22 protein-coding genes are annotated in these 19,526 nt (G+C 55.8%); 9 read left to right on the forward strand and 13 right to left on the reverse strand.

From position 1 onward, the window contains the following. Positions 1-32 precede the first annotated feature (32 nt). Both ACR0L3_RS17350 and ACR0L3_RS17355 read left to right on the forward strand, forming a co-directional pair. Positions 33-443, forward strand: coding sequence for a nuclear transport factor 2 family protein (locus tag ACR0L3_RS17350; protein WP_480747010.1), 411 nt, complete (start codon positions 33-35; stop codon positions 441-443). A 2-nt stretch (positions 444-445) separates the two neighbouring features. Continuing rightward, positions 446-1,150, forward strand: coding sequence for an SGNH/GDSL hydrolase family protein (locus tag ACR0L3_RS17355; protein WP_480747012.1), 705 nt, complete (start codon positions 446-448; stop codon positions 1,148-1,150). Here ACR0L3_RS17355 and rarD read toward each other — a convergent pair. The 10 genes from rarD to ACR0L3_RS17405 form a co-directional block, all read right to left on the reverse strand. After that, positions 1,141-2,046, reverse strand: coding sequence for an EamA family transporter RarD (gene rarD / locus ACR0L3_RS17360; protein WP_480747013.1), 906 nt, complete (start codon positions 2,044-2,046; stop codon positions 1,141-1,143). The two genes, ACR0L3_RS17355 and rarD, sit on opposite strands and share 10 nt — an antisense overlap. A gap of 160 nt (positions 2,047-2,206) precedes the next feature. Next, positions 2,207-4,660: a GcvT family protein gene (locus tag ACR0L3_RS17365; protein WP_480747014.1), complete on the reverse strand. Its 2,454-nt coding sequence runs from the start codon at positions 4,658-4,660 to the stop codon at positions 2,207-2,209. Positions 4,661-4,749: 89 nt separating this feature from the next. Continuing rightward, positions 4,750-5,721, reverse strand: a complete 972-nt coding sequence (locus ACR0L3_RS17370) for a GlxA family transcriptional regulator (protein WP_480747015.1) — start codon at positions 5,719-5,721, stop codon at positions 4,750-4,752. Positions 5,722-5,731: 10 nt separating this feature from the next. Beyond that, positions 5,732-6,622 carry a homocysteine S-methyltransferase family protein gene (locus tag ACR0L3_RS17375; RefSeq protein WP_480747016.1) on the reverse strand — a complete coding sequence of 297 codons (891 nt, stop codon included), beginning with the start codon at positions 6,620-6,622 and terminating at the stop codon, positions 5,732-5,734. 12 nt (positions 6,623-6,634) lie between these two features. Continuing rightward, on the reverse strand, positions 6,635-7,687 hold the full coding sequence (locus ACR0L3_RS17380; RefSeq protein ID WP_480747017.1) for an alcohol dehydrogenase family protein: 1,053 nt from the start codon (positions 7,685-7,687) through the stop codon (positions 6,635-6,637). 12 nt (positions 7,688-7,699) lie between these two features. Next, the gene (locus ACR0L3_RS17385) at positions 7,700-8,176 is read right to left on the reverse strand and encodes a cupin domain-containing protein (protein ID WP_480747018.1); all 477 of its coding nucleotides are present in this window, start codon (positions 8,174-8,176) and stop codon (positions 7,700-7,702) included. A gap of 17 nt (positions 8,177-8,193) precedes the next feature. Further along, on the reverse strand, positions 8,194-10,641 hold the full coding sequence (locus tag ACR0L3_RS17390; RefSeq protein ID WP_480747020.1) for a GcvT family protein: 2,448 nt from the start codon (positions 10,639-10,641) through the stop codon (positions 8,194-8,196). 14 nt (positions 10,642-10,655) lie between these two features. Then, the gene (locus ACR0L3_RS17395; RefSeq protein WP_480747021.1) at positions 10,656-11,036 is read right to left on the reverse strand and encodes a GFA family protein; all 381 of its coding nucleotides are present in this window, start codon (positions 11,034-11,036) and stop codon (positions 10,656-10,658) included. 4 nt (positions 11,037-11,040) lie between these two features. Then, on the reverse strand, positions 11,041-11,664 hold the full coding sequence (locus ACR0L3_RS17400; RefSeq protein ID WP_480747022.1) for a LysE family translocator: 624 nt from the start codon (positions 11,662-11,664) through the stop codon (positions 11,041-11,043). Next, complete coding sequence (locus tag ACR0L3_RS17405; protein ID WP_480747023.1) at positions 11,664-12,233, reverse strand: helix-turn-helix domain-containing protein; 570 nt, start codon at positions 12,231-12,233, stop codon at positions 11,664-11,666. Before ACR0L3_RS17405 ends, ACR0L3_RS17400 begins: the two co-directional genes overlap by 1 nt. 114 nt (positions 12,234-12,347) lie before the next feature. Between ACR0L3_RS17405 and ACR0L3_RS17410 the strand changes: the two genes are divergently transcribed. Both ACR0L3_RS17410 and ACR0L3_RS17415 read left to right on the forward strand, forming a co-directional pair. Next, a complete protein-coding gene (locus ACR0L3_RS17410; protein WP_480747024.1) occupies positions 12,348-12,629 on the forward strand; it encodes a DUF1294 domain-containing protein in 282 nt (93 codons plus the stop codon). Between the two features lie 112 nt (positions 12,630-12,741). Further along, entirely contained in the window at positions 12,742-13,131 is a 390-nt protein-coding gene (locus ACR0L3_RS17415; RefSeq protein ID WP_480747026.1) for an SHOCT domain-containing protein, read from the forward strand. A gap of 51 nt (positions 13,132-13,182) precedes the next feature. Here ACR0L3_RS17415 and ACR0L3_RS17420 read toward each other — a convergent pair whose 3' ends face one another. Together ACR0L3_RS17420 and ACR0L3_RS17425 are read right to left on the reverse strand one after the other, a co-directional pair. Beyond that, complete coding sequence (locus tag ACR0L3_RS17420) at positions 13,183-13,635, reverse strand: GAF domain-containing protein (protein ID WP_480747027.1); 453 nt, start codon at positions 13,633-13,635, stop codon at positions 13,183-13,185. 54 nt (positions 13,636-13,689) lie between these two features. Continuing rightward, positions 13,690-14,862, reverse strand: a complete 1,173-nt coding sequence (locus ACR0L3_RS17425) for a thiolase family protein (protein WP_480747028.1) — start codon at positions 14,860-14,862, stop codon at positions 13,690-13,692. A 102-nt stretch (positions 14,863-14,964) separates the two neighbouring features. On the opposite strand from ACR0L3_RS17425, the gene ACR0L3_RS17430 reads away from it, so the two are divergent. The 3 genes from ACR0L3_RS17430 to ggt all read left to right on the forward strand — a co-directional run bounded on the left by ACR0L3_RS17430 (position 14,965) and on the right by ggt (position 17,564). Beyond that, complete coding sequence (locus ACR0L3_RS17430) at positions 14,965-15,303, forward strand: STAS domain-containing protein (protein ID WP_480747029.1); 339 nt, start codon at positions 14,965-14,967, stop codon at positions 15,301-15,303. Positions 15,304-15,335: 32 nt separating this feature from the next. Beyond that, positions 15,336-15,776, forward strand: coding sequence for an ATP-binding protein (locus tag ACR0L3_RS17435; protein WP_480747030.1), 441 nt, complete (start codon positions 15,336-15,338; stop codon positions 15,774-15,776). 210 nt (positions 15,777-15,986) lie between these two features. Beyond that, positions 15,987-17,564, forward strand: a complete 1,578-nt coding sequence (gene ggt / locus ACR0L3_RS17440; RefSeq protein WP_480747031.1) for a gamma-glutamyltransferase — start codon at positions 15,987-15,989, stop codon at positions 17,562-17,564. A 24-nt stretch (positions 17,565-17,588) separates the two neighbouring features. On the opposite strand, the gene hspQ is transcribed toward ggt, so the two are convergent. Further along, positions 17,589-17,915 carry a heat shock protein HspQ gene (hspQ, locus tag ACR0L3_RS17445; protein WP_480747032.1) on the reverse strand — a complete coding sequence of 109 codons (327 nt, stop codon included), beginning with the start codon at positions 17,913-17,915 and terminating at the stop codon, positions 17,589-17,591. Positions 17,916-17,995: 80 nt separating this feature from the next. On the opposite strand from hspQ, the gene ACR0L3_RS17450 reads away from it, so the two are divergent. Further along, a complete protein-coding gene (locus ACR0L3_RS17450) occupies positions 17,996-18,877 on the forward strand; it encodes an AEC family transporter (RefSeq protein ID WP_480747033.1) in 882 nt (293 codons plus the stop codon). Positions 18,878-18,937: 60 nt separating this feature from the next. Next, on the forward strand, positions 18,938-19,519 hold the full coding sequence (locus ACR0L3_RS17455; protein ID WP_480747034.1) for a transglycosylase SLT domain-containing protein: 582 nt from the start codon (positions 18,938-18,940) through the stop codon (positions 19,517-19,519). Positions 19,520-19,526 lie beyond the last annotated feature (7 nt).

Below are 19,526 nucleotides of genomic sequence, written 5' to 3' on the forward strand. Positions count from 1 at the left end.
AGTAACTCTGCTGCAAAGCGGAAGGAGAAACCATGCACCCTACGATCGAACGCATGAAAGAGGTCGTCGCCAAGGGCGATGAGAGCCTGATCCAAGGGTTGCTGGCCGAAGATGTGAGGTTTTCACCGCCCACGTACTACAACACCTGGACCGGGCGCGCGCCCGTGGCGGCAGTGTTGGGTCATGTGGGTCAAGTTTTCTCGGACTTTAGTTATCGCCGCGTGATGGGGGACGGCCAAGACTGGGCGCTGGAATTTCAGTGCAAGGTTGGTGACTTGGATGCGGTGGGCGTCGACCTGATCACCCTTAACGATGAAGGGTTGATACAAGAGTTTGAAGTCGCAATGCGCCCTCATAAAACCATTGGCGCATTGCGAGAGGCCATGATGGCACGCATCATGACCGACGCGCGGTTCCTTGAATTTAAAAACGCGCTAAGCTGACCATGCCTGTCGCTCCGGATCAGCTTCTGCGCGTGCCGCTGCTGCCTATCCTAGCGGCCCAAGGCCTGTCCGTCCGCCGCAAGGTGCAACTGCTGCCAGAACCGTTTGGCCCGCGCGAAGGCCGTGAGGGGCGCGGCCCACGTTTGCGTTTGCTCATTGCCGGAGACAGCTCTGCCGCAGGTGTTGGCGCGGGAACTCAGGCGCAGGCACTTTCCGGACAATTGGTAGCTCGGTTGGCAAAGCACTACACCGTGGAATGGCGGTTAGAAGCAACAACCGGACACACAACACAGGATACGATCACGCGCCTGCGTAACATTAACAACCAGTTCGACATGGCAGTCACTGCGCTAGGGGTTAATGACGTCACCCGGGGGGTGACACGTCGACGTTTTGTTGAACGGCAAATGCAATTGCTGGAACTTCTGACTGGTCCGATGCGCATTCGACGTTTGGTGGTGTCCGGTGTTCCACAGATCAACCGGTTCCCGGCATTGCCACAACCGTTGGCCTGGGTTTTGGGTCGTCAGGCCGCGCGGTTGGATCAGGGCTTAATGCAGGTCACGACCAGTTTTCCGCAAGCGCGCCACTTGGCTTTGAACCTGCCCGACGATCCGGCCTTGGCTGCGCCCGACGGATATCATCCCAGCCCCAAAACCTACGCTATTTGGGCTGAAGAGGCCGTCCGCCTTCTGCGTCAGGCCTGAGCCCGCATCTGCCGGATCATCGGGACCGAGTAGACAACAAGCGCCATCCAAATAAGAGGAAACGCGATCATGCGTCCACGATCGATCTCCTCACCAAACACTGCGATGGCGGTGATGAAAATCATTGTTGGCGCAATGTATTGAAGAACGCCCATAGTGGACAACCGCACCAGTTTAGCCCCGTTGGCGTAGACGAGCAGAGGCACTGCCGTGACCACACCCGCCCCTGCTAGCAACATAGTGTCCGTTGCGACAGCTCCGAAATGCCCGGTTCCCTGCACGCCCAGCCAAGTAACAAAAGTCAGCGCGGGAACCAGCAGGATCAGAACCTCAAGCAGAAAGCCTTGGTTGGGACCTATCGGCAGTGATCGCTTGAAAAAGGCGTAAAACCCCCATGTCACCATCAATCCCAGGGCGGCCCAAGGCAGACTACCTGCTTCAACAACCAGAATAAGAACACCCAACGCCGCAATTGCAACCGCCGCCAGTTGAGTTTTCGTCAATGGCTCGCGCAGCAGAACCGCGCCCAACGCAATGCTGAACAGCGGGTTGATGTAGTATCCCAGCGCTGCGTCCAGCGCGTTCCCGCTTGCAATTGCCCAGACATAAATCGCCCAGTTCAAAGAGATTAACGCCGCTGTCAGGCACGCCATTGCCAGCATTTTCGGGTTCACCAGCGCCGATTTAAGATCGCGTGTGCGCCCCAAAGCCACCAACAATAACCCTGCTATTGGAACAGACCAAATGATGCGATGCGCCACGATCTCAACCGGACCAATGTGTGCCATAGCTTTCATGTATAGCGGCAGAAAGCCCCAAAGAACGTAGGCTATAACAGCAAACGCCAGTCCTTTCGGCGTGTCAGCGTTATTTGGCGGAATAGGGGTTTTTGCCATGGAGGGTCTCCAACTGATGCCGTGTTTCTCTACGGCAATACAGACTAGCTTGGGAACCGCAAAAACTGTGAAACAGGTCATCAGGAATTCTGATACATCGCGCTTGCCCCTGACAATCTTTAGAAAAGAAGCGGGGCGCCGCAGCGCCCCGACAACTTGATTACGCTTTGACGCGCTCTGATTTAGGGTCGTACATCGGCTTCAAGGACGCCTCTGCCTTGACCTTCACACCACACACGTCGATCTCATAAGTCGAGGCCAGCACGTCCGCTGCCTTCTCACCTTCACAAGGTACATAGCCAAGACCGATCGCACCACCCAGCGTATGCCCGTAGTTACCCGAGCTTAGGTAACCAACGTACTCACCGTCGCGGATGATCGGCTCATTGTGGAACAACAAAGGTTCCTGGTCGGTCAGTTTGAACTGCACCAGACGATTTTTTGGCCCACTCTCTTTGCGCCCAATTACAGCTTCACGACCGATAAAATCGCTGCCTTTGTCAACTTTAACGGCAAAGCCCAACCCAGCATCGACCACGTGATCCTCGCAAGTGATATCGTGCCCGAAATGGCGGAAGCCTTTCTCGATCCGTGCGCTATCCATCATGTGCATGCCACATAATTTCAGACCGATGTTCTGACCAGCTTCGTGCAGAGTTTCAAAGACATGACCGGCCATGTCTGACGGGACATAGACCTCCCAACCCAGTTCACCCACGTAGGTTACGCGGTGCACACGAGCGAGCCCCAAACCGATCTCAACCTCTTGTGCAGTACCAAACGGATTGGTCGCGTTCGAGAAATCCGCAGGTGAAACCTTTTCGAGCAGTGCGCGCGAGTTCGGACCCATGACGGCCAGAACGCCCTCGCCTGCGGTGACATCCGTGATGACCACATTAAAGCTGCCCGCGTGGCGCATCATCCAGGTCTGGTCGGCCAGACGGGTCGCAGCAGGGGTAACAACCAAGTAAGCCGTCTCAGTCAAGCGGGTGACGGTCACATCAGCTTCGATCCCGCCAGTGCGGTTCAGGAACTGGGTATAAACGATCTTGCCATTCGGCACCGAGTAGTCACCGCCACCGATGAAGTTCATGAACTTTTCGGCGTCCGGTCCTTCGACGCGGATTTTACCAAACGACGACATGTCATACATGCCCACGTTCTCGCGCACGGCGCGGTGTTCAGCGGCCGAGTTTTCGAACCAGTTCTGACGTTTCCAGCTATACTGATACTCGCGTTCCTGCCCTTCGCTGGCGAACCAGTTGGCGCGTTCCCAACCGGCCAATTCGCCCATCACTGCGCCCTGTTCCAGCAGGTGATGATGGAACGGGGTCCGACGCACGCCACGGGCGGTGGCCTTCTGGCGATAGGGGAAGTGGTCGGCGTAGAGCAGACCCAGCGTTTCCTTGGAGCGTTCGAACAGGTACTTTTTGTTGCCTTGGAATGGCTGCATCCTGCTGATGTCAACGTCGCCCAAGTCAAACGGCTTTTCACCACTGTCCATCCATTCAGCCAACGCCATACCCGCGCCACCAGCTGACTGGATACCGATCGAGTTGAAGCCCGCTGCAACCCAGACGTTGTCCATTTCTGGCGCCAGACCCAAGTGATACGCGTCGTCAGGCGTGAAGGATTCCGGTCCATTAAAGAACGTATGAATCCCGGCCTCGGCCAACAGCGGCACACGCTCGACCGCCTTTTCCAAGATCGGCTCAAAGTGATCGAAATCTTCCTGCAACTGGTCGAATTCAAACGAGTCGGGGATACCATCCATCGCCCAAGGCTTCGATTCCGGTTCAAAGGCGCCCAGCAGGATTTTGCCCGCGTCTTCTTTGTAATACGCGTATTCATCCGGCACGCGCAGAACAGGCAGCTGGGTCATGCCCTCGATATTCTCGGTGACAATGTAGAAGTGTTCGCACGCATGCAAAGGCACATTCACACCCGCCATGCGGCCAACTTCGTGACCCCACATGCCGGCGCAGTTCACCACCATGTCACATTCAATATGGCCCGAGGCGCTGCCGTCATCGGCAACCCAGTCCACACCAGTAACTTTGCGGCCCTGCTTGACGATTTCAGCTACTTTCACGCGTTCTTTTACAACGGCACCGCGTTGGCGTGCACCCTTGGCCAAAGCCAAGGCAATGTTCGCCGGATCACCTTGCCCGTCCAGCGGCAGGTAGACGGCACCTTTGATACCGTCGAGGTTGATATGCGGATACAGCTCTTGCACGCGCGCGTTCGAGATCTCTTCGACTTCCACTCCAAAGGCGCGGGCCATAGCCGCTTGGCGGTAAATCTCTTCCTTGCGCTCTTCGGTCAGGGCGACGGTGATCGAACCGCAGCGCTTGAACCCGGTGGCAACGCCAGTTTCTTCCTCAAGCGAACCGTACAGTTCCTGACTGTATTTCGCGAGCTTGGTCATATTCTTCGTCGCGCGCAGCTGCGCAATCAGGCCCGCCGCGTGCCAAGTAGTGCCACTGGTCAGCTGCTTGCGTTCAAGCAGAACAACATCCTTCCAGCCCTTTTTGGTCAGGTGATACGCGACCGAGCATCCGATGACGCCGCCGCCGATGATGACCACTCGGGCCTTGCTTGGAAGATCAACCATCCTGAAATCTCCGCTGTGTCAGGTTTGCGCCAAATTGCCACGAAAGATCGACAGTTAAGGCACCAAAATCGTCACAGTATCGGTGATTTTCACCGATGTGACGCAGCTCGCTTTTCCCGCCGAACAACAAAGGGCGTAACGCCGAAAAAGCTTTTGTAAACCGAGGAAAACCCGTTGGGAAATCCACACGCAAGACCGATTTCACGCACGCTCATAGTCGTATTCAGCAGCAGGTTATTGGCCTTGGCCAATCGCATTTCGCGATAAAACCCATTGGGCGTTGTACCGAAGAAGGTTTTGAACTTCCGCTCTAACGACCGGTTGGACAGGTGCAGCGAATCGACAATCTCGTGGATCGGCAGAGGGTCTTCAATATTGGCCTGCATCAGCTTGATGCATTGGTCCAACTTTGCATCGCCGGTCGAGGTCAATTTCGCCCCGGAAAACGGTTGCATCGAAGAAAAATCACGAATGTTTTCGTGCAGCATGATATCCGCAACGGTCATCTTGGCAGGGCCAGAGATATGACGGCCGATCAACGCAAGCGCCACATCGGTTGTCGCCTCCATACCAGCGCAGGTCACGACTGCACCCTGCTCGGTCGCTATCGACAATTTGGCTTCGAACCGCGCGCCGCGCTCGCGCAGAAACGAGGCGTTCTCCCAATGAGTTGCCATATCGTCGGTACCGTGTTCGTCAATGTAACGGCTGGCAGCTTCGGCCAGCAGGAACACTTTGGCCCCGCGGAACGTGTAGTCAGACACCACACGGCCCAGTGACAGATCGGGATGGTCAGGATCGGAATTCCCGATCACGAACAAATAATCCGCCTTCGGTTGCGACGGGACGGCTTCGGTCTGAACTGTCGCCTCGCTGCTGCTGGAAATCGGGCCGCCCTTAAGCGACCGATAGCTATATGTGAACGGAGGGGTCGGACACACCCGGTTGGCGAGCCGCAGTACTTCGACCAGTGATGCCAACTCCAACAGCACATAGCCGGGCGCAACGAGAATGTCGAAATGCTGCGGCGGTTTTGTTGAAGTGTCAGAGGATTTTGGCATCACTTGCACCTTAGACGATCTGGTGACCGGCGTCTCGTAACCGATGAGCCAGTGCTTCGATGTGATCAGGGCCGACCTCACAACACCCCCCGACAATGGTCGCCCCTTGGTCGACCCAAGCCATGGCATGCTCGGCATAGGCCTCTGGCCCCAAATCCTGCCGGTGCTCCAACGCGTCAACTGTCGGCGCGTCTTCTAGAAACTTCTGTGAAATCCCGACAAACCCGTTTGCATACGCCCCAAATGGGCGACCCAATTTTGCAATGATGTCCAACGCAGCCGGAATGGCCTCGGGTCGGGAACAATTGATCAGCACGGCTTCGGGCTGGTAACGGTCCACGACCGGCGCGACATCTGACAACGGCTCTCCGGAACGTAGGCGCGTGCCATCGTCGTCCATCACCGACAATGCCAGCCAAACTGGTTTGCCAGCTTGCGCCGTTCCACGCAGAGCGCCTTCGGCCTCTTGCACGGACGAAACAGTTTCGACCAGAAACAGGTCAACGCGATCTGCCATCAAACGTACAAGTTCAGAGAACTTGGCTTCCGCATCGTTTACGTCCGGTTTTAGATCAGGTCGGTAAGACGCCAAAAGAGGACCCAGCGCACCAGCGATACGCCTTTCGGCGGTGCAAGCACGTTCAGCCTGCGACAGTGCGGTTTCGACTAGATCGGCAAGTTGCCCTTCCAGCCCGACCCGTTCAAGCCGAGAGCGATGAACAGCATATGTGTTGGTGGTGGCTACAGTCGCCCCCCGGCGGAAATACTCGGCATGAACATCTCCAACCAATTCGGGATAATCAATCATCACCCGTGTCGACCACAGTGGTGTTGCTCTGTCACCACTACGCTTGACCAGTTCCTGACCGATTGATCCATCCAACAGAGTGATATTCGCCATTATTGAGCCTTTTCAGGGAATCAGAACAAGTTTGCCCGGAAACGCCTTGGATTGAAAATCCGCCTGCGCAGTGGCGATGTCCTTTAACGGATAGGTCTTCGAGATCAAGGGCCTGATCCGCCCTCCGTTTATCATTTCTACCAGCCTTCCAAACACCTCAAACGCCTGATGCGTGCAGCCGTGAATGGTGATGTCGCGCAAATAGATGTCTCGCAAGTCGGCCTCCACAATTGGGCCCGCAATGGCCCCGGAAACCGCATAATGCCCGCCGGGTTTCAGGGCCAGGATCAAACCAGACCAAGCCGGGCCGGCCACGACATCAATCACAATATCGAACATGTCCTTAGGCAAAGGCGCATCGCGGTCAAACGTGTCCAACGCACCCTGACTTTTGACAACTTCGGCCTTCGCGGGGCTGGAAACGCCCCAAACCGTAGCACCACGCAAAGCTGCAAGTTGCACAGCTGCCAGTCCGACCCCACCAGATGCTCCGGTAACCAAAACCTTTTGCCCAGCTGTCACACCTGCCCGTGTCAGAAGGTTCTCGGCAGTTCCGAACGCGCATGGGATGGCGGCGATTTCCACGTCTGACAATGGCGAGGCGCTGACGTCATACAAGTCATCTGCCTCAACAAGACAATACTGCGCAAACGCCCCATCTATTTCGGATCCCAAGGCAATAAACCCGGTTGGATACCCCGGTCGCGGGCGCGGTAGATTTATCGGACAGGTCACACGCTGACCTGGTTGGAACATGGTCCCCTGCCCTACTGCCTCGACGATTCCGCACAAATCGCCGCCCTGAATACGCGGAAACTGTAATGCGCCGCCCCAGCCACCTGCGTCGACATCTTGATCAACAGCGTCAGTCGCACCGGTCACCTCAGAGGAATACCAGCCAACCCGCGTGTTGATGTCAGTGTTGTTGACCCCAGCTGCCATAACCCGGACCAATACTTGTCCGGGCCCAGGCGCGGGCACGGGAATATCGTTGCGCCATTCCAGAGCGTCAGGCCCGCCATGTTTTGTCAGATACACACCGGACATTGTTTTTGGGAACGCCATTACAAGCTGCCTTTATGTTTGATCGTCCGGATGTGGCGGCACCGCTCCCATTGGGATGATGTCGTAACGGGCGTTTAGCTCAGCCATTTTTGCCTCATCGGCAAAGTCCGTTTCGGTCATGTTCGCCAGTTCTGCTAGGAACCCGTCAAACCCCGAGGGTTGAAAGATCATCAGCATCCTCGCAGGTGCAGATCCGGCTACGCGGCTGGCATGCGGAATGCCCGGAGGAACGTGTATCGTTGTACCCGGCCCACAACGATGCCAGTCGCCATCGACATAGAAATCGACCTTCCCTTCCAGAAAGTAAAAGGTTTCTGCATGGCTGTCGTGGCGATGAAGGCCAAGCGCGAAGCTGGCCTTCAGATTGTCTTCCATGAGCGTATAGGCGCCATTCGTGTCCTGACCGGATACCTTTACGAAAGTATGGTCGTTTTCCCAGTCATAATTGGGGCCCTCTCCGGGCCCCAGTTTGGAATATCGCTTGCTCATGGCACCTCCGTTAGGGGTTACGCGCGCAGCCGCTCATTCTGAGGATCCCAGAGCGGTTGGTCTTCTTGTACCACAGCCGGGTATTTGTGGCCGTAGATTTCAACCTCCAACTCTGTGCCCGGATTTGCAAGCTCAGCCTTGATCATGCCCAGCGCAATGGACTTGCCGACGCGGTAGCCCCAGGCGCCAGACGTGGTTTCACCCACGATCTGATCGCCTTGCCAGATGCAGGACATGTAGGGCGCATCGGCCTCACCTGCCTCAACTGTCAGCGTAACAAAGGCTTTTTTCACGCCTTGCTGCTTTTCGTTCATGATTGCAGCCTTGCCCGGGAAGTCCTGCGGTTTGTCGAGCTTGACGAAACGGCCAAGCCCACCTTCCAGTAGTGAGTAGTCGGTTGAAAGATCGCCTTTCCAAGCGCGATAACCCTTTTCGATCCGCAGCGAGTTCAGCGCATACATGCCGAACGGTGTGGCACCGGCATCTAGAACCGCGTCGTAGATCGCAGGCATATCCGCGTTCAGGGCGTGCACTTCCCAACCCAACTCTCCGGCGAAGGAAACCCGGATCAGGTAGGCAGGCTGACCGGCGACGGTTGCAGCCTGATGGGTCAACCAACCGCTGCTCAGATCCGCGTCCGTGAGACCGGACAGGATTTCGCGCGATTTTGGACCGGTCACGATCAGCGTGTCGCGGGTGGTGGTGACATCCTCGACGCTGACCGTCGCGGGCATGACATTGACCAGCATATCGCGGTCATGCCATTGCGCCGTGGCGGCGGTGATCATCACGAATTCATCCTCACCCAAGCGCAGGCAGGACATTTCAGTCAGAATCCGCCCACGATCGTCAGCGACATAGACAAGGTTGATACGCCCGATTTTGGGTAGCCCACCTGTGACCAGTCCACGCAGCGCCTCGGCCGCACCTTCGCCCTTGACCATGAAGCGCGAGAAACCCGGCAGGTCCAGCACGCCGCAATGGTCGCGAACGGCCTCGCATTCCTCTTTGATCCGCTGTTCCCATGGGCCCGAGCGGCCCCAGGTATGGGTGGACTCTTCTGACGTGTCATCGCCTGGCTTGGCGAACCAGTTGGCGCGTTCCCAGCCGTTATAGACACCCATGACACCGCCCAGTTCTTTCACTTTGGCATGGACCGGCGACAGTTTTTTGTCGCGCGCGGCAGGCCATTCGTGATGGGGGAAGTGCATGGCGTATTCATTTCCATAAACTTCCATACCTTTCTGGTTGCAGTAATCCTGATCGGTGTAGTCGGTGTAGCGGCGCGGATCGACGGCCCACATATCCCATTCAGTGTGGCCATCAACGATCCATTCTGCCAGCACCTTGCCTGCGCCACCGCCCTGCGCGATGCCGAAGGTGAAGCTGTGCGCCTCGAACGCGTTTTTCACGCCCGGCATCGGGCCGATCAGCGGCAGACCATCAGGCGCATAAGGGATCGGACCGTTGATCACACGACCTACGCCCGAGGTGGCCATCAGCGGAACCCGCTCCATCGCGTCGGTGACGATGTCTTCGATACGGTCCAGATCGTCGTTCCACAGCTGGAAGCTGAAGTCTTCGGGCATCTGGTCGTCCTCGGTCATCCAGTGGCCCTTGCAGTTGGGCTCATAGGGGCCAAGGTTGAAACCGTTTTTCTCCTGCCGCAGGTAATACGAGATATCCACGTCGCGCAGCAGAGGCAGCTTGCCGCCATGTTCCTTGGACCACGCCTCGACCTCGGGCACTTCGTCGGTCAGCAGGTACTGGTGGCTCATGACCATCGCGGGCACGGTACGGCCGCCATAGGGCTTGAACATCTCACCGACACGCTGCGCGTAGTAGCCAGCGGCATTGACGACATAATCACAATCGATGTCACCCTTTTCAGTGTGCACTGTCCATGTGCCATCCTCATGCTGAGTAACGCCGGTCGCGGGGCAGAAGCGGATGATCTTCTGGCCCATATCACGCGCACCTTTGGCAAGCGCTTGCGTCAGCTGTGCAGGGTCAATGTCGCCATCGGTCGGGTCGTACAGAACGCCTTCTAGATCGTGGGTTTCCAGGAACGGATAGTGCTCTTTGGCCTGCTCCGGGGTCCACATCTCCATCGGGATGCCCTGATAAAGGCCCATGGACATGGCGTGCTCGAACTCCTGCATCCGTTCTTTGCTGTGCGCCAGACGGATCGAGCCCGAGACGTGGTAGTTCATCGGATAGTCAACTTCTTCGGCCAGCCGCGAATACAGCTCGGTCGAATAGCGTTGCATATTCATGATCGCCCATGAATTCGAAAAGGTCGGCACGTTGCCCGCAGCGTGCCACGTCGATCCGGCGGTCAGTTCGTTCTTTTCCAGCAGAACACAGTCCGTCCAGCCTTTCTTGGCCAGATGATACAGCGACGAACAGCCGACGACACCGCCGCCGATAATGACCACACGGGCCTTGTTTGGAAAATCACTCATGCTTTTGTTCCCTATTATTGTGCCCGTTGGGGCAGGTCGTCTTGGATGTCGTAGTAATCACCTTTGTCAGCGACAAAGATATTCCTTGAGAGTTTCAAACCCGTGGGTTCGCTGAGCGCGCCCATCGAGATTGAAATCGTGTCCTCGTCATTGTGCTGCCAGAACAGAAATGAGCCGCAGGCGCTGCAGAACCCACGCCGGGCGGTGTCCGAGGCACGAAACCAGCTGAGAGTATCGCTGGCGCCAAAGCTCAGATTGTCCTGATGGGTCTCGGTTGAGGCCCAGATATGGCCAGACTGCTTGCGGCATTGGCCGCAGTGGCAAGCCGAAGGCGGCGACAGTTCTCCGTCAATCGTGAAAGCAACCGCGCCGCAAAGGCAGGAACCAGTGTGCATGTGATTACCCCCTTGCCGAAGGCGTGGAACTGGCACCCAGCAACACGCCATAGATGATGAAACAGGCCGCCATTAAACGGCGAACCCACGTATTGAACACTGCGCCTAGCGCAGCTTTGCCCATCAGCGCGCCCAACAGTGTGAACCCGGTATAGCTGAGTGTTGTGATGACCAGCGCAGTCGGCATGATCACCCCCATCTGCTGCCAGATCGGCACATCGGGTTGTACGAACTGCGAAAAGGCGGCGAGGTATCCGGCCACGCTTTTGGGGTTGATCGTCGCTACTGCCAGCGCATGCAGGTAGACGTGCCGCGCAGGGCGTTCACTGGCCGGGGCAGGCCGTGTTGCGTTCATCCAACCACGCACACCAACCCAGATCAGGAAGCCCGCACCCACCAGCTTGGCAATGAAGAACCCGGTCGGAGAGGCTGCAATAAGCGCGGTCACGCCCAGCGCGGACAGGATCAGAAATGCACTGGCCTGTGTCAGGATTGCGAGCACGCCCAACATTGCCTTGGGAAACGGCAGGCTCATCCCGTTTGAGATGCAGTTGACCGCATTCGGCCCCGGCGTGGTGACGAACACCACCCAGAACAACGCGAATATGGTCCAGGCCTCAAAGCTCATCAGTACACCGGCGGCGCGATGACCCAAATGGCCACGGCGTGCTCATCATAGGGGTTGGCCCACTGATAGGTTTCATGCTTGATGCGAAAACTGTCGCCTGGGCCAACGGTGAACTGGCGGGGTCCGATGGTCAAATCCAAACGACCTGAAATCATGTAGCCAACCTCTTGTGTTGGTCGGCTGGCCGGCTTCTGCATTTTTGAGCGAGGCTCAAAGGTGGAGTGTACCATCTCGAAATCATCGGTCAGGTCGGGCGAAAGCAGTTCTTCGATCAGCCCTTCTTCTCCAGACCCCATCGGTCGGCGCAATCCGGCGCGAACGACATAGCCCTGCTCGTCCGCTGGCACCGAAGAATGTGCGAACAACATCGACATCGGCACGCCCAGACATTCGGCTATCTGTCGCAGGTCCGAGATTGAAGGATCAGACATGTCCCGCTCGACCTGACTGAGCCATCCTACCGAGCGGTTCAGCTGCGTTGCGATTTCGGTCAGCGTCAACCCACGCGCCTTGCGCAAGGCACGGATATCCGCACCGATTGTCGCGCCTTGAGGTGGCAGGATGTTCATCGCCGTTCCGAATCTCGTGAAAATTTTATCTCCTTTTTCACGATGACTTAGAATCATGAAATTTCCAAGAGTTTTTTCATTTGCGTTAGCACTCTCGCTTGATATGCCTCAGCCATGTGGATTGCAGTAATCTATCTTTGGCTAATCAACATTCTGACTTTGTTGGCCTTCGGCTGGGACAAGGCCCGTGCGAGACGGCGTAAAGGCAGGTTACCGGAACGCCGCTTACTGTGGCTGGCCGCGCTTGGCGGTAGTCCCGGCGCGTTACTTGGCCGATGGATCTTCAAACACAAAACCCGCAAACGCGGCTTTTCTCTCTGGCTGATTGCGATAGCTGTGGTTCAGGCGATCCTGATAAACTTCGTTATGATCGACCCTTTTCCAGACCTAATTTGATCCGAATACATTCACCTAAAACAATATCTACCAACCTGCAGCGTGTCTGTTACAATCGCGTGATCTCTAATCGCAGGGATTTCTTATAGATAAGCAAAGGGTTGGACGAAAAATGGAAAATGGGCTCGGTTTCTTCGATATAGTTTGGTCGATCTTCTGGCTGTTCCTAATGGTCGCCTGGTTCTGGGTGATGATTTCGGTTGTTGCCGATGTCTTCCGATCAAAGGACCTAAGCGGCGGCGGCAAGGCGCTTTGGATTGCCTTTGTAATCCTGATCCCATGGCTGGGTGTTCTGTGCTACCTCATTATTCGCGGGGATAAAATGCACCAGCACAGTGTCGAGACCATGAACCAGATTGAAGAGGCGCAAAAAGATTACATCCGTTCGGTCGCAAGTGTGTCGGCAGCAGACGAACTAGAAAGATTGGCGGCGCTCAAAGACAAAGGTCACCTGACGGACGAGGAATTTGCCTCTCAGAAAGCCAAAATCCTCGCGTCCTAATCGAGTCCGCAACAACGAAACGTATATCAGCCCGACTATCTCGGGCTGATGTCATTTTGCAAATACGTCATCCAGAATTTCACCAATCGACGATGCGTCTTGATCGGTGAACGCATCTGGTTGATCGCTGTCGATATCGAAGACGGCGAAAATGTCACCGTTTGCATTTCGCACGGGCAGGACAAGCTCTGACTGTGTGGAAGATGCACAGGCGATATGACCCGGAAACGCGTCAACGTCGCTCACCCGCTGAACGTCCCCGGTCCGTGCCGCTGCGCCGCAGACGCCGCGCTCGAATGGGATGACAAGGCAGCCGTGGCCGCCCTGATAGGGGCCGATTTTCAACAAACCGGGCTCTGTTACGCGATAGAATCCAGTCCAATCGAACCGGTCATCGGAGTGATGCACCTCGCACGCTATCGTCGCCATGAGGGCAACCTGATCTGTTTCGCCTTCGGTCAAGGCGGCGATGGTCTTGGCAAGCGTGTCGTAGTCAGCCGTCATCGTTCTGCTCTTTGGCGTTGGGTTCCTCGGGAGTATTTGGAAAATGCCGAGGCGTCAAACACGTTCGATGGCAATGGCTGTGCCTTCCCCACCACCGATGCAGATGGCAGCCACGCCACGTTTGAGATCCCGCTTTTCCAAAGCGTTGAGCAGAGTAACCATGATCCGTGCGCCTGATGCGCCGATGGGGTGCCCCAAGGCGCAGGCGCCGCCGTTCACATTCACTTTGTCACGCGGCAATCCCATCTCATGCATAAACGCCATCGGAACAACGGCGAAGGCTTCGTTCACCTCCCACAAATCCACATCATTTTTTGACCAACCAATCCTAGCAAGCAGTTTTTGAACTGCTGGAATCGGGGCAGTTGTAAACAGACCCGGAGCCTGCGCGTGGCTGGTATGGCCAATGATTCTGGCGCGTACTGTAAGGCCTTGCGCTTCGGCTGCGTCTGCAGAGGCAAGAACCAAAGCGGCGGCACCGTCAGAGATCGACGAAGAGTTGGCCGCAGTCACCGTGCCATCCTTGCGGAATGCCGGTTTCAGAGTTGGAATTTTGTCTGGCCGTGCCGATTGTGGCTGTTCGTCCCGGGTGAAGACGACCTCTCCCTTACGAGTCCGCGAAGTCACCGGCGTGATTTCGTCCTCAAACGCACCGCTTTCCTGCGCGGAAAGCGCGTTGGACAGGGATTGCAACGCATACTCATCCTGCGCCTCACGCGTAAATTGGAAGGCTTCTGCGCAATCCTCGGCAAACGTGCCCATCAAGCGACCTTTGTCATAGGCATCTTCGAGCCCATCCAGAAACATATGATCAACCACCTGACCGTGCCCGATCCGCGCGCCGCCACGCATTTTCGGCAACAGGTAGGGGGCATTAGTCATGCTCTCCATCCCGCCCGCGATCATTGTATCGGCGTGGCCCAGCGCGATCTGGTCAAATGCGATCATAGCAGCCTTCATCCCAGAACCGCACATCTTGTTCAGGGTCGTCGCCGGCACGTCCTCTCCCAGACCAGCCGCGAACCCGGCCTGCCGCGCCGGAGCCTGTCCTTGCCCTGCGGGAAGAACGCACCCCATAAGGACTTCGTCCACCGTCTCAGCGCCCGCTCCCTGGAGCGCGGCGCGAATGGCCGTACCGCCCAGATCAGCCGCGGCAATACCATCGAACATACCCTGAAACCCGCCCATTGGCGTTCGCGCTGCGCCAGCGATAACCACCTCTTTCATCGCTATACTCCTCTTGTTTTCTATTTTGATGGATACCGAATGGTAAGATTTGCCGTCTAGCGTATTTATACTAGTGAATTTCAGATTGAAGGACCGTCGCGCATGGCCCTGAGCAGTACAACAACCGACGCAACCCAAGTCATCAAGGTGCATTCCGACCGGATTGACGCGGCCATGGCTATTCAGTTCAAAGAGGACATGCGGAAAGAAGCGGACAGCGGCGTTGCCAGAGTTGTCTTAGATTTAACCAGCGTCGAATTCATCGACTCAAGCGGGCTTGGGGCAATTGTCGCCTCGATGAAACAGCTTGGAAACGATCGTAGATTGGATTTGGCCGGGCTGCACCCCTTCGTCGAAAAGGTATTTCGGCTGACCCGGATGGACACAGTTTTCAAGCTCTATCAGACGCTGGATGATGCTCTGTCGGCCGCTGCAGATTGACTCACTAAATCATCTGAATAGGCGCGAAGCACATGAGTAACGGCAAGTGTTTAGACCTGAGTTTCGCAGCAACCGAGTCTGAAGCCAGCTCTGGGATCGCGCAACTTAGCCGAGGTTTAGCAGCAAAAGGACTTCCTGAACACAAAGCCGGGGATGTGAAAATTGCACTGGCTGAGGCAATCAATAACGTGGTCGAACACGCCTACGCAGATGTTACCCCGGCACATGTGCGAGTAAGATGTCGCTTGCATCAAAACTGGCTTGAGATCTTGATTTCGGACACAGGCAACCCGCTGCCCGGGTTTCGAGTGCCTGGCGGCATTCCAGCACCTTTGGACACGTCCATAAAGGACTTGCCCGAAGGTGGGTTCGGCTGGCTTCTGATCCATGAATTGACTAGCGATATACACTATGAGCGCGACAACGGTTGCAACAGACTGTCGCTGCGCTTTGACTTTTCCGACTCCACCTGAGGGCAAGAAAACGTCACAATAAGGCCCAGATCGAACCATTGTCGCGCCGCAAACAATGGGCAAATTCGCTTTTGTAGCTCAGATAGCTTCCCTCGGCGTCGTATGTCACAGCCCCCACCCAGTGAACGGCGCCGAGGAACTTCCCCTTGATTTGACTGGACAACCCTGGACCGCGCGATACTTTCGTCGCGTTGAAATGGGGAATACACGATGCGGGATTTTCACACTCCAGGCCGATCCGAAGTTTTGGCGACCAAAGGGATGTGTGCCACGTCGCATCCTTTGGCCGCGAAAGTAGCTTTGGATATTCTGCAGCAAGGCGGTAACGCAATGGATGCTGCGATCGCCGGAGCGGTTCTTCTCGGGATTTGCGAACCTCAAATGACCGGGCTGGGTGGCGACTGTTTTGTGCTGTTCAACCGCGCGGGTGAGGATCAAATCCGCGCCCTTAACGGATCAGGTCGCGCACCATCTGCTGCGAACCCAGATGAACTTAGGGCCCAGGGGTTAACAGCGGTGCCTCTTAATACAGCAGATGCTGTAACTGTCCCGGGCGCAATCGACGCGTTCTGCCACTTGGCAGAAACCGAAGGCAAGCTGGGCTTAGATGCTATATTGCAGCCCGCCATCCACTATGCTGACACCGGCGTACCCGTCGCGCCCAGAGTTGCCTTTGACTGGAAATCCGGGGCGACCAACCTGCAAGGCGCAGCTCGAACTCATTACCTGATCAACGGCAAGGCACCTGAGGTTGGGCAAATTTTTCGTTCTCCGGGACAGGCCAAGGTTCTGCGCCAAATCGCCCGCAATGGACGGGAAGCGTTTTATTCCGGGGACATCGCTGATGACATGATCGCCGCGCTTTCCCAAGCGGGAGGCGTACACACGGCCGAAGACTTTCTGGCCACCAATTGTACCGAAACAAAACCTGTCAGCGGTGAATACAAAGGGGTGGAATTGTTTGAGCATCCGCCAAACGGTCAGGGTGCCACAGCAATTTTGCTGCTGAACATTCTAAAGAATTTCGACCTTACCAAAATGGACCCGTTTGGTGTTGAGAGGCTGCACATCGAGGCCGAAGCCACCAAACTCGCTTATGACGCCCGAAACAGATTTATTGCTGACCCTGACCACACAACGCACGTGGATCTGTTTACCGACCAAGCTGTGGCAGACAAGCTGGCCGCACTTATTGATCCAAACCGTGCGTTGCCCGAAGTGGCACCGCTGACTGAGGCTATTCATAAAGATACAGTCTATATCACTGTAGTGGATCGGGACCGCATGGCTGTCTCGCTGATTTATTCAATCTTTCACAGCTTTGGATCCGGGATCGCATCCGAAAAATATGGCATACTGCTGCATAACCGCGGTGCGGGCTTTAACCTACAACCGGGCCACCCAAATGAACTGGGTGGCGGCAAACGCCCAATGCACACGATAATTCCAGGGATACTGAAGCAGAATGACCGCGTGCAGACGCCGTTCGGCGTAATGGGCGGCGCGTACCAAGCCACCGGGCACGCCCGTTTCGTATCAAACCAAATCGATCACGGATTTGACCTACAAACCAGTATCGACGCCCCACGCGCGTTCGCCGACAATGGCGTTTTGAAACTGGAGCGCGGGATTTCGCCAAGTACTGCGCAACAATTAGAAGAAATCGGGCACAATGTTGAGATACCAGAAACGCCCTTGGGCGGCGCGCAGGCGATCCGAATCTCTGACGACGGTATTCTAATCGGCGCAAGCGACCCCAGAAAGGATGGCTGTGCGCTGGGATATTAATGATGACAGCGCAATCTCGACTGCTTAGTTCAAATGAAAATGAAGAGGGTATGATCCGTTTTCGAACGGGCCAAACATATCTGGTATGTCAGGATGCTCGACCGGCTCACCAGAGTGATCCGCGATCAGATTTTGTTCTGAAACATAAGCTACATAGAAGGATTGGTCGTTTTCAGCCAGCAAATGATAGAAGGGCTGATCTTTTATGGGGCGACTGTCCTCAGGAATAGCCTGATACCATTCCTCAGTGTTCGAAAACTCGGGGTCCACGTCAAAGATCACCCCTCGGAAGGGATGTTTTTTGTGCCGGACCACTTGGCCCAGACCGTATTTAGCATTTGTCTTTAACATTGTTTCAGCCCCCAAAGCAGTTACTACCTCTTTCCGGGCCGAAAAGCCAATCATTGATCTGAAATTAAAGGAAACAGTCTGTGAACCTCTTGCTGACAGTGTTCGAAATTGTGGCACCGGTCTTTATTCTGGCGGGGATTGGCTTTGCATGGGTCAAGCTTGGATTCGAATATCGTTTACAATTCGTAACGCGCTTTGCCATGACGCTTGCTGTGCCTAGCCTCATCTTCGTGGCATTAATGCAAACGGATATTCCAGGCGGTGATCTTTCCCGTTTCACAATCGCTACTGTTGTCGGCCATCTGGCGATGGCGGCGGCTTTTTGGGTAATCGTCCGCGGACTGAAACTGGAACAACGAACCTACCTGTCGCCGTTGATTTTCGGGAACACAGGGAATTTGGGCCTTCCACTGTGTCTGTTTGCCTTTGGTCAGGCAGGGCTGGGGTATGCAGTTGTATTTTTGTCTGTTACGGCTTTGTTTTCATTCACCTATGGCATCTACCTTGTGGCCGGAAAGGGCGCTTTCGGAAAAGTCGTACGGGAACCAATGGTGTGGGCCACCCTGCTGGGTGCACTTTTCCTGTGGCGCGGATGGGAAACGCCCTTGTTCCTGACCAACACGCTGGAATTGCTTGGTCAGATGGCGGTGCCGATGATGCTGATCACGTTGGGTGTGGCGGTAGCTCGGCTGACGACGCACCGGCTGGGTCAGGCCGTTTGGCTGTCACTGCTGAAGCTGGCCGTCTGTTTCGCGTTGGGTTGGGCCGTTGCCTTGCTTTTCGATTTGGAAACGATCGCCTTTGGCGTTCTGGTGCTACAGATGTGCACGCCAGTTGCCGTGACGTCCTACCTGCTGGCAGAACGGTTCGAAGCCAATTCAGACGCCGTCGCAGGCATGGTCATGGTTTCGACAGCTATATCTGTCGGCGCATTGCCTTTGATCCTAGCTATTGTTCTGTAACGATTGTGATTTCCAAATTGCTCAATCTGCGCTAGAATAAAGAAAAAAGGCACGAGGCACATGAGCAGAATTCTTATCGTACTCTTCGGGGTGCTGCTTTTGGCATCCTGTGGGGGTGGTTCTAAACAGCCGCCCAGCAGACTCAACGACGCGTGCAGTATTGCGCGTGAACGGCCCGAATTTATAAAGGCGTTCAAAAGCACCGAACGCAAATGGGGCGTACCTGTCCACGTACAGATGGCGACGATCTATCAGGAAAGCCGCTATAAGCATGACGCGCGTACCCCGCATCAATATGTTCTGGGCGTGATCCCAATGGGTCGCCAAAGCAGCGCTTATGGGTTCAGCCAAGCGCTTGATGGAACTTGGGATGAATATCAAAAAGAAACCGGTAAACGCCGCGCAAAACGGGATCGTATCCGGGATGCGTCAGACTTCATCGGCTGGTACATGAACAAAAGCTATGAACGGAACGGCATCCATCCCAGCGACACCCGCAATCAGTACCTGGCCTATCACGAAGGCCACACAGGGTATGCCCGAGGCAGCCACTACAACAAGCCGTGGCTGTTGAACGTCGCCAACGACGTAGATGCGCGCGCAAAACTGTATCAGGCGCAGCTGTCTGGTTGCAGACACTGACAGGTCA

It is taken from the genome of Ruegeria sp. CK1 (assembly GCF_056536545.1).

What these genes read in the sequence shown, in the direction of transcription:
- ACR0L3_RS17350 (WP_480747010.1), top strand. Translation starts at nt 33, where the DNA reads ATGCACCCTACGATCGAACGCATGAAAGAGGTCGTCGCCAAGGGCGAT.
- ACR0L3_RS17355 (WP_480747012.1), top strand. Translation starts at nt 446, where the DNA reads ATGCCTGTCGCTCCGGATCAGCTTCTGCGCGTGCCGCTGCTGCCTATC.
- rarD (WP_480747013.1), bottom strand. Translation starts at nt 2,046, where the DNA reads ATGGCAAAAACCCCTATTCCGCCAAATAACGCTGACACGCCGAAAGGA.
- ACR0L3_RS17365 (WP_480747014.1), bottom strand. Translation starts at nt 4,660, where the DNA reads ATGGTTGATCTTCCAAGCAAGGCCCGAGTGGTCATCATCGGCGGCGGC.
- ACR0L3_RS17370 (WP_480747015.1), bottom strand. Translation starts at nt 5,721, where the DNA reads ATGCCAAAATCCTCTGACACTTCAACAAAACCGCCGCAGCATTTCGAC.
- ACR0L3_RS17375 (WP_480747016.1), bottom strand. Translation starts at nt 6,622, where the DNA reads ATGGCGAATATCACTCTGTTGGATGGATCAATCGGTCAGGAACTGGTC.
- ACR0L3_RS17380 (WP_480747017.1), bottom strand. Translation starts at nt 7,687, where the DNA reads ATGGCGTTCCCAAAAACAATGTCCGGTGTGTATCTGACAAAACATGGC.
- ACR0L3_RS17385 (WP_480747018.1), bottom strand. Translation starts at nt 8,176, where the DNA reads ATGAGCAAGCGATATTCCAAACTGGGGCCCGGAGAGGGCCCCAATTAT.
- ACR0L3_RS17390 (WP_480747020.1), bottom strand. Translation starts at nt 10,641, where the DNA reads ATGAGTGATTTTCCAAACAAGGCCCGTGTGGTCATTATCGGCGGCGGT.
- ACR0L3_RS17395 (WP_480747021.1), bottom strand. Translation starts at nt 11,036, where the DNA reads ATGCACACTGGTTCCTGCCTTTGCGGCGCGGTTGCTTTCACGATTGAC.
- ACR0L3_RS17400 (WP_480747022.1), bottom strand. Translation starts at nt 11,664, where the DNA reads ATGAGCTTTGAGGCCTGGACCATATTCGCGTTGTTCTGGGTGGTGTTC.
- ACR0L3_RS17405 (WP_480747023.1), bottom strand. Translation starts at nt 12,233, where the DNA reads ATGAACATCCTGCCACCTCAAGGCGCGACAATCGGTGCGGATATCCGT.
- ACR0L3_RS17410 (WP_480747024.1), top strand. Translation starts at nt 12,348, where the DNA reads ATGTGGATTGCAGTAATCTATCTTTGGCTAATCAACATTCTGACTTTG.
- ACR0L3_RS17415 (WP_480747026.1), top strand. Translation starts at nt 12,742, where the DNA reads ATGGAAAATGGGCTCGGTTTCTTCGATATAGTTTGGTCGATCTTCTGG.
- ACR0L3_RS17420 (WP_480747027.1), bottom strand. Translation starts at nt 13,635, where the DNA reads ATGACGGCTGACTACGACACGCTTGCCAAGACCATCGCCGCCTTGACC.
- ACR0L3_RS17425 (WP_480747028.1), bottom strand. Translation starts at nt 14,862, where the DNA reads ATGAAAGAGGTGGTTATCGCTGGCGCAGCGCGAACGCCAATGGGCGGG.
- ACR0L3_RS17430 (WP_480747029.1), top strand. Translation starts at nt 14,965, where the DNA reads ATGGCCCTGAGCAGTACAACAACCGACGCAACCCAAGTCATCAAGGTG.
- ACR0L3_RS17435 (WP_480747030.1), top strand. Translation starts at nt 15,336, where the DNA reads ATGAGTAACGGCAAGTGTTTAGACCTGAGTTTCGCAGCAACCGAGTCT.
- ggt (WP_480747031.1), top strand. Translation starts at nt 15,987, where the DNA reads ATGCGGGATTTTCACACTCCAGGCCGATCCGAAGTTTTGGCGACCAAA.
- hspQ (WP_480747032.1), bottom strand. Translation starts at nt 17,915, where the DNA reads ATGTTAAAGACAAATGCTAAATACGGTCTGGGCCAAGTGGTCCGGCAC.
- ACR0L3_RS17455 (WP_480747034.1), top strand. Translation starts at nt 18,938, where the DNA reads ATGAGCAGAATTCTTATCGTACTCTTCGGGGTGCTGCTTTTGGCATCC.